Genomic DNA, 9366 nt, shown 5'->3' on the forward strand with positions numbered 1-9366 from the left:
TCCGGAGCAAGGCCGTAGTGTGAATCCGGTATTAGGCGATGCCGCAGTGAGACACTTTCTAACTTCTTGGATCTTAGACTTTGTAGTTATACTTTATTAAATAATTTGAAATGACTTGCTTTTTTTCATGCCACCATAAAATCGGCACTTCTCCAACTTTATTAAAGCTTCCCTAAAACAAAAAGAAAACCCATGTCTGTTGGACATGAGTTTTCGATAATGAGCTTAACAGCCCATCTCTGCTATTTTGGTTACCAATCTGGCGGACTTTTGGTAGAACAATCTCATGACCTAATCGCTGCCAGTGGAGGGATGGGGTTCTATATGTTAGGGATAAAGCGGATGAAAGCCTTGAGGAACAAGGCTTTTTAAATTTCGTGTTTCTACGTTCGAGTGTACCGCGGCGCTCGGAAATGAAAAAGTGTGACCAAAAATGTGACCAGACCCATACTGTTTAAGATAATCATTAATTTAGATATAAAATAAATGAATTTTGAATATCTATACTTAATTATATTTTTTTCACGTTTTCTTCTCCAAACCATTTTTTCGCTTGGCTAACAATAGTTTCATCAGGATCATGAAAGAATAAGACTAAGTTATCCTTAGCTCTCGTGCAACACACGTAAAATATTTTTTTGGTTCTATTATACACCGATTCTTTATCTGACCTATCACTAAATAAGTACTCGAAATTGAAATTATTCCACTTGCCATTATCTAATATTACTAATACATTCTCAAACTCAGCACCCTTAATTTTGTGCTGTGTAGAAAATGGCGTATATCCTTCTAAATAATAAAATAAATTTTGAAATTCGCTATATTTCACTTCCTTAACTCTTCTAAATACATAGTCATTCTCTTGAATAAACCTATTGTATTTGTCATCTTTTCTACAAATTAGTTTAGAATCGGAATAGTCAATAACTTCCTCAATTGTTTTATTCGAAAAATTATCAATTTCTGAAATGATTGCATTGATTTCTTTCTTCTTTCCTATTGAAGTTATAGAATACTCTGTTTTACGAATAAACTCATTGTATTTTTTTTCTTTGTATAGATGAACAATAGACTGAATTTTAAAAAGATGCTTGATTAAAGGATCTCTTTTTGATCCGTTTTTACTTTCATCTTCTTCATCTTGTTTTTTATCGTCAATTAACGCCTCTTTGTTCAAGAAAATATTCTTAACGTCTGAATAAGGCTTATCTTTTAATAGATTATAAAGTGCATTTAACTCTAAATCCTGAGTTATAAGATCTTTTCTCAACTGTTTTCTAGTTTTTAGTGCCACAAAATCTACTATCTGACCAAATGACTTGCTCTCATCAATTACAATGTTATCTTTCTTGATTTTGGCTCTAATATCATTTTTCAAACGAATTATAGGATCCTTATCATAAATATTCATCAAACTAGGAAATCCTGCTTTATCTGCTATTAGGTTGTGTGTTAGATATAATTCTTTTGTTTGCTTCGAATCTTTAAAATTCCACCCAGTAAAATATTCCGTCTGTTTTATTTCCTCTAAGTTTGCATTTTCAGAGTATAGAAATTTTATATTACCCTGCTTAACTACTCCATTTACCATATTTGGAGCTTTCGGATCCATGGATGGTTCCTGTACCAAGTCATCAAATCTAAATTTATTGGCTAATTTTATCACTAATTCAGGATTTCTCCTATTTTGTTTCTTTTGGATTTCAGTGATCAAACCATTTTCAATATACGTCTTCAAATCTCCAATACCATCGTCATAAATAGATTGCATTGAATCTCCAAAAAAACCAATTATATTTTCCTTCTTACTTTTTACTAAATGCTCCAGGAATATTTCTACAACTAAAGGACTTGTATCTTGGTACTCATCAATAAAAATAAACTGGTATTTATCTTTTAAAATGTCGCACAGTAATGAATGATTCTTAAACATCACATTTGCTAAAACAAGTACTTCGTCATGAGAAACAATTCCTTCTTTTATACGATTGTACTCTTTATACTGAATTCCATCCTCTAAATCATCAAAATATGTCATGTCAACTATACCATCAGGACTTACTATATTTGATTTCTCATCATTTATGAGACCAATTAGCTCTTTTTTTAAATCACGTTGATAGTTTTTAATATTATCCCATAAAAAATCATGAATAGTAGATACTCGTAAATTGGGATGGTTCACTCTTTCTTCAATTTCTTTCACTGCTGCATTCGTATAAGTTACACAAGAAACTTTAGCTATTGGATTATCATTAAGTGCTTTCCGTATAAATTGAACTAAGGAATAAGTTTTTCCTGAACCAGCTCCACCACTTAAAAGGAAATTTTTCTTATTATTAATACATTGAAATATTTCTCTAACTTCAATTTCTAATTGTTCTTCAGCCATAGTAATCCTTCCTTTATGTATAATGGAATCTCCCAATTAGAAAACTCTAAGCCATTTTCTTCTTTACTATTGAGCAAAATCTCCATTGCAAAATTGGGTTTTTTGCCTACACAATTTTCAGCCAAAAAATAAGAGTCTTTATCTTCTTCTTCAAAGTGCTTTATCTTCTTCAAACTTTTAAAGTGTTCTTTATTGTCGATAATAAACTGCCTGTTTAAATGAAAGAAAGAATCTTCAAAGCTTCTGGCACAGTATTCTTTTCCATTTGAATCTTTGTCACTTATTTGATATATCACCAACATATTTCCATTTTCATCTGGCACCCACTGTTTTAGTTCGGCATCTTTACGGAGAATTTTATCAGTCTTATTTAAACTCAAATAGAAATCAAGATCATTTGTTTGGCTTGGAACAAACTTTTCTAACTCTGTAGTAACAGCCGTTTCCTTATTTGCATATTCTTTATAATAATCATAAGAAGCAGCGAAAAAGTACTTCAAAGAAGAATTTGTTGTTGTGTTTGCTTCTTTAACTCTACATTTAGCTATCTCTTCTTTTCTTTTTCCATTACCATCTACTTTTTTAACCGAATCAATATCAGTAATTATTATAGATTTCAACCCTATAAAGTTAATAAACTTTTCGAATACTTGCGAGTAAGCTCCAACCTCCACAATGGAAATATTCTGAGAAAGCAGAGGGTTATCCTTATATTCCTGGTCTATTTTTTTCATCATTGCTGGTAACAAAATCCTTTCTGTGTCACCTTCAATGAATATTGCCTTATCTGCAAAGAATAATTCAGCACGATACAATGTCAAATATTGTTTCAAAAACTTAAAATATTTTTCTTCATCCTCTCCATATTCTTTTTGGAGATCTTTTAAATTTTTAGAACTCACCTGATTATTACTTGATTTATAAAAATACTTTATATCATTGAAATCACTTTCCGATGTTATATGACTTGAATGAGTAGTGATCGCTGTTTGTAAATTGAAGGATTTCCCACCTCCCGCTATACTAGCCTCCCTTAAAATTTCTTTAATATTCTTTATAAATACATACTGCATTTGAGGGTGAGTATGAGCTTCTGGCTCTTCAATAAAGAGTAAATTAATATCAGCCGGTGCTTCATTTTCTTTTGACTCCATTCTGAACTCACTTAGTAGTATTTCAATCTCAAATATTATAGCTATCAAATTTAAGTAACCCAGCCCATTATAATTTTCTGGCAAGGAATGTTCAGCGTTATGATCATACATGACGGTTGTATTACCTTTTAAAAGCTCTCTATGTTGCAAAGCAGAAGCAATTTTTATTACTGATTCCCCTTCTTTTATCCCACCGAATTTTTTAACTTTACCAATTACGTCTGCAAATAATCCCTCATAAATTTTATCCAAATGAGCATCAGTGTCACTTAAAGTATCTTTGAAATCTTGAATTTTTTCAGATTTATTCTCTTTGTCGTCTTTCTTCTCATAATATTTCGAAGATAAAACTGATAAAGTTCTATCCGAATCGTTATTGGTAACATTTCTTTTGGCACTGATCAACTTAAAATTAATTATTTTTTCAAGAAGTACATTTTCCTTCCCTAAATCAATAAATTCATTATCACATTCAGCCGAAGTATTACGATCATATCTTAAGGCTTTCTTAAATATTTTAAAGTATTTCTTGTGGTTATCTTTTAAAAATTCAGTAATAGTTTTATTGGAATATTTTTTATAATCAGATCTTATTTTTAATAGATCCTCTTTTAGTAAGACATACTCAAATCTAATGACAACAGTATTATTTTTAGGATCAAGATCCATCATTAACTTGCTGATATTTGCTAAGTTATCGGACTCATCGTATTCAATAAAAATAGTTAGTGATATTCCGATATTTAAGTCTTCAACTACATCACTCGTTTCATTTTCAACTAATTTTTGAATTTCTTTTTGGAAATCTATATTAAAATCATCATACGAAAATGCATTTGTAGCTGCTCTCTTTCCAATAAATTTATCCAGAATTGAAAGCAAGGAAGTTTTACCACTATTATTTTTACCTATAATTACTGACAATTCTCTCTCTAAATCGAGTTCGAATTTCTTAAGTAGCCTATAATTGTTTACCTTTATCCTACTAATTTTCATAGTTTCAACTCCAATTCATTGTAATTAGCGCTTTTTAGTATTCTGCATTCAGGAAGACTATTGAAAAGGTTTAAAATATTTGACAAATCAGGTGACCTTGATAAAAACGGAATGCCGATATGTCACTTAACCCAAATTCTTAAATCGTATAGGATTATTACATAAAATTAGTCAATCTTTCCTAATACATTTTGATTAATACAATCTTTAGAACTATAATTCGACGCATTCCTCCATTTTCCTTTTTTGGATACTAGCTAATTAGATGTGTGACCACGAAGGTTTTTCAACCATTTTAAAAGCCCACAAAGAATTAAAAAGCACCGGAAAATCCCGGTGCTACAAGGTTATATGGTGGAGCCAAGGGAGATCGAACCCCTAATCTCATCGCTGCCAATGGAGAGATGGGGTTTTGTACGTTAAGGAATAGTCGGGGGAAAGCCTCGGGGGACAAGGTTTTTTTGAGTTTTACTATTCTACACTTGAGCAAACCGAAGCATTCAAAATTAAAGAAGTGAGACCAAAATGTGACCAGTGATTGAGAACTCAATGTCGCCTATTGATAACAGGAGGTCTATTTGCTAACATTCTTTATTTTAACTCAGTGTTAATGGAACGTTTAACATCCATTTGAGCAGGAGATTTATATACCTCCAGCCTTGATTCATCAAAAAAATTCTCCATGATTATTATCTATCCAAGCATTAATAAACAACTCTCAATAAAGGTTCTATTTTTGTTATTCGGCAAATCTGATTGCCATGAAAAGAATACAATGTATTGCATTTTCCAGTAATCAACCCTTAATTTAAAGTGACATTAACCGAGTTTGAGGTTATGAAGAAATATTACAGTTCAAATAGATCAAATATGGGGGCTTCTAATCGATTATAAGTAAGCCCACTTAGCTCAGATATTTCCGACATTCCCCAAATAAGAGATCCAAATTCATCTTTCTTATACTGATCCCATTTATCCCAAGAGTCTGGGTTTAATGTAATATTCTCACTGATGATTGGGAGTGTGTTATTGATATAGTTTTTTCTTTGCTGTATATTCAATTCTTCGAGTTGCTGGCGATACTCTTTGAAAAGATCATCATTACTTTTAAGCCAAGAAACGATACAATACGTTTTGTTTTCCTCGGAAAAGACTGATATAAAAATGTGTTTTGCCAGTGTTTCTACATCTAAAAGATTTTGAATTTTCTTACCTTTGAGATCAGTACTTGGTGCTTCAAACCCTGTAGCTGCAAAATTAATAGTTATTGGAAATTCCCATACAACGCTGGATAAAACGTCATACTTACCAGTAAGTAATGCATCATCAAATATTTGTTTTACTGGTTGAAAATCATCAACTGCCATATGCATTCCACCAAATGGGTCATCATCCATAGACATTTCCATTAATGATGGCTTCCTTTTAAATATATTCTTCTGAAAATTAATAACTTCTTGCTTCTTATGATATTCAACTGCAAAACATCGATATGTATATAAGAAAATATGTAAATCACTTTTATCGAAAACGCCATCTTCAATTGGTTGAAATATAGATTTATCGTGATGGCCGCAAAAACCAGTAAATACTGTCGCTTCTTTACGTCCCCATTTTGTAACAGGAGCAAATGGATTATCTGCTTTGGGACAGGGCATATAAACATTACCATTGCTTGATATACGCTTAAGTAATTTATTGTTTTGTAAAGAATGAGCACCAATTATTTTTTCAGAGCAAGATGCGTTATCTGGATGCAAGCACTGTTTTATTCTAGACTCTTTTTTTAGAGTTTTATAGTTATTTAGAAAATTAATTGGATTAGAAAATTCCTCATCGTCGTTTTTGCCCAAGCAACAAATCTTATATTTTTTTCCACTACCACATGGGCATTGGTCATTTCGGCCTATCTTTTTATTCAATCAAATCGCTCCTACCATTTTTTCATCATAGCAATAACGTTAATGTTAAAACCCTAAATAGTCTAAAGATACCTTCTAATATAGACAGTACATTCGAGCGACTAATGTCACATCTAACTTATTGTTTCGAACTATTCACATCAATGTAAAAGAAGTTGTTGGCTCACAGGGACAGGACAGATCCTGCAGTTGCGCTGACCACCATAGCCCACAACGTCTCAAGCAATGCCGACAAAAAGAGTTTAGTACTCATACGCATCCCCTCCTTGTTGTTTGGAACAGACATCAACATTATGCTGAAGAATCTGATCAGAGTTAATCCTGCAATTATAGACAAGGCAACGAGGTCCGCACATATCATGGATAACTGTCCTGTATAGAGGCATCCTGCCCCTGTCAGCCAACAACAGAAATTTAGAAACTATCTCCATGCCATTGACTGTTTCATTAATATCCCTCTACGTGTGAGCATACATCATTTTCCAATAATCGACAATAGTGCGAATTGAAAACTATGGTATATTTTGGGGTGCACATGCTTCGGTTCAGCAAGTAAATTGACATTTCACACCTAAATCGAGCTTTTGGCCTTATAGTATAGGTAAGGGTATGCTTATCATATTAGTCCGATCCTAATCTACATACGATCTTTCGTCCTTAATATTTCATCAAATGTTTTGTAAATAACTTGTTCTTGTTTTTCTAATTCTTTGCCGAAATAGTTCGGTCTTGCAGTAACAACTATTGTCTCAATTAAATATTCATAAAGTGGTAGTTCCCAAGCTGTTATTAAGGTGTCAGTGTTTTCTTTAATCCATTGAGATCGTTTTTTTATCTTCGTTATATCCTCAAAAATTTTCTTATCCTTTTTTAAAATCTCTATAAAACCAGTTGAGGGTTTATAGTATTTAATTTCGATATTAAATATTTTCTTGTTTATTATGTCTACCACGATGACGTCAACATCACCTAAATCTTGGTTATGAACATCCACTATTCTTTTCCTTACACCATTTCCTTGAATAATTTTTATATTAATATTTGGTATTCCGTTATGAATTTTTGGGACATAGTAATCATTTATTTTATCAAAGTGATATGCAATCTTATAAGCCATTAATGATGCAATTTTTTCTTGCGCTTTTTTAAACGGAGTAGTTGCCCTTTCACCAAAAATATCCTGAATGTAATGGTCAGTAACTGATAAATTATCAAAAATACTGATGCTATTTCCAGAATCTAATACTCCAAACGCTATTAAATTTTCATATTCAAATAAAAACTTGTAATCCATATACGGGTCTAATAATTCTATTAGGGGATTTCCCTTTCTATATGTGGGTATATAAGTTATATTTTTTCGTATATTCTCAATTATTTCTTTATCAACTTCAATTGACGATAGTTGTTCAATAAATACAAAGCAAACCTTCATTGCCATTCCTTGAATTCTAGATGTGAATTCTAGTATTTGTCCGTTCTTCTCAGCTACTCTAATACATTTATCTCTGAATTTTTTTAGATCAAGCGTAGAAAAACCAAATAATTTATGTAACTCTCCGTTTACTTCTTTTTTTATTTGAGATGTGGTCATTTTTCGATTCTGTAAATAGTAGTTAATCTGCTCGTCATCAAATTCTATTTCTTCAGGCTTGAGCAATTCTTTGACTTCATAATAACTATGGAACCAATCCAACTTTTCATTTTCAATCCTTGTCTTTATCATATCCGATAAGTTATTATCCCATCCGAAAACTTTAGAATGAAATACGTTACTCACTATTTTCCCTAGTTCTTCTGTCAAAATCAAAATACTTACAAAATCATTCTCGTACATTATTGAGTCAATACCAAATAACTCTTCGTTAAACGACTCAACTAAATTTGTTAGAATATGACCTATTGATCTTAAATGTGAGGATGCCCAAATGTTATCTTCGAAAATATTCCAAGTCGCTGCTTCTCTTAATGTTGCAACCATAAAAAGAAGGTCTTCCTTTGGGTATCCCTTAACTAAGTTTTTAATTTGACTTATTATATATTCACCCATAGATATTGCACCTTCTCTAGGTGTAATACTATCTTGATATTGTACAATAAACGGATCGTAGATATCCCTGTGTAAGTTATGAAAGTATGTTTCCTGATTATTTTCAACATCTGAATACGCAATAAACATTATTCGCAGGGTATGCTTTAAATAAAAAAAGAACATGCATTGAGGACAATCAGCAACAATTTCTTCACTTAAAAGATCAATTTCTTTTGAGCAAAATGGACATTTCATTCCGAATTCCCTTCCCCTTCAAATTTCACAATCTATCTTAGGCACATTTCATAGGAGCTTGTATTTTAGATTCAGTATACACGTATAGCAATGTCGTCTACATACTTACAAGTCATTTTTAGGATTGGTTTTACCAAAATAACTCGCCGCACGTCTATAAACATCTAATACAAACATTACTTCTTACACTAAACTTTACATCAGTAAGTATTCCAAGATTGTTAAAATATGACTTTGTCTAATTATCTGGGATTCTGGTGTATTCAGCCCGATTTAGGTTAATCTAATCACCACGAGTATTTTTGTTAAAAATTTGACCGATAATATACGATTATTTAATCCTATACTTTCTTTCGACAATTTCCGGCGTTTTCCTTTTTAACCACCCACAATACGTGGCGGAACTATTTCGCATAAAGATTAAAATCATTTCTATATTATATCCTTGATACCTATGTATAATAGGTAGCCCTCGCGAGAAGCAATCATGCATACAGGCCGGACACGATAAGACGTGTCCGGCTCTTTTTTCCCACTTTTTATTCGGAGGTTAATAACTCAACTTTCGCAGCATGAAATCGACAGATATGCCTTGATGTAACTGGGCAGACC

4 protein-coding genes are annotated in these 9366 nt (G+C 32.0%); all 4 read right to left on the reverse strand.

What is annotated here, in order from left to right; all coding sequences use genetic code 11:
* Positions 1–511: 511 nt before the first annotated feature.
* Entirely contained in the window at positions 512–2395 is a 1884-nt protein-coding gene (locus tag LQV63_RS11210) for a UvrD-helicase domain-containing protein (protein WP_233696774.1), read from the reverse strand.
* Positions 2377–4545 carry an ATP-dependent endonuclease gene (locus tag LQV63_RS11215; protein WP_233696775.1) on the reverse strand — a complete coding sequence of 723 codons (2169 nt, stop codon included), beginning with the start codon at positions 4543–4545 and terminating at the stop codon, positions 2377–2379. Before LQV63_RS11215 ends, LQV63_RS11210 begins: the two co-directional genes overlap by 19 nt.
* 848 nt (positions 4546–5393) lie before the next feature.
* Complete coding sequence (locus tag LQV63_RS11220; protein ID WP_233696776.1) at positions 5394–6467, reverse strand: YecA family protein; 1074 nt, start codon at positions 6465–6467, stop codon at positions 5394–5396.
* A gap of 637 nt (positions 6468–7104) precedes the next feature.
* Complete coding sequence (locus LQV63_RS11225; protein WP_233696777.1) at positions 7105–8754, reverse strand: hypothetical protein; 1650 nt, start codon at positions 8752–8754, stop codon at positions 7105–7107.
* Positions 8755–9366 lie beyond the last annotated feature (612 nt).

It is taken from the genome of Paenibacillus profundus (assembly GCF_021369635.1).
In the GTDB taxonomy this organism is placed as follows: domain Bacteria; phylum Bacillota; class Bacilli; order Paenibacillales; family Paenibacillaceae; genus Paenibacillus_B; species Paenibacillus_B profundus.

What these genes read in the sequence shown, in the direction of transcription:
- LQV63_RS11210 (WP_233696774.1), bottom strand. Translation starts at nt 2,395, where the DNA reads ATGGCTGAAGAACAATTAGAAATTGAAGTTAGAGAAATATTTCAATGT.
- LQV63_RS11215 (WP_233696775.1), bottom strand. Translation starts at nt 4,545, where the DNA reads ATGAAAATTAGTAGGATAAAGGTAAACAATTATAGGCTACTTAAGAAA.
- LQV63_RS11225 (WP_233696777.1), bottom strand. Translation starts at nt 8,754, where the DNA reads ATGAAATGTCCATTTTGCTCAAAAGAAATTGATCTTTTAAGTGAAGAA.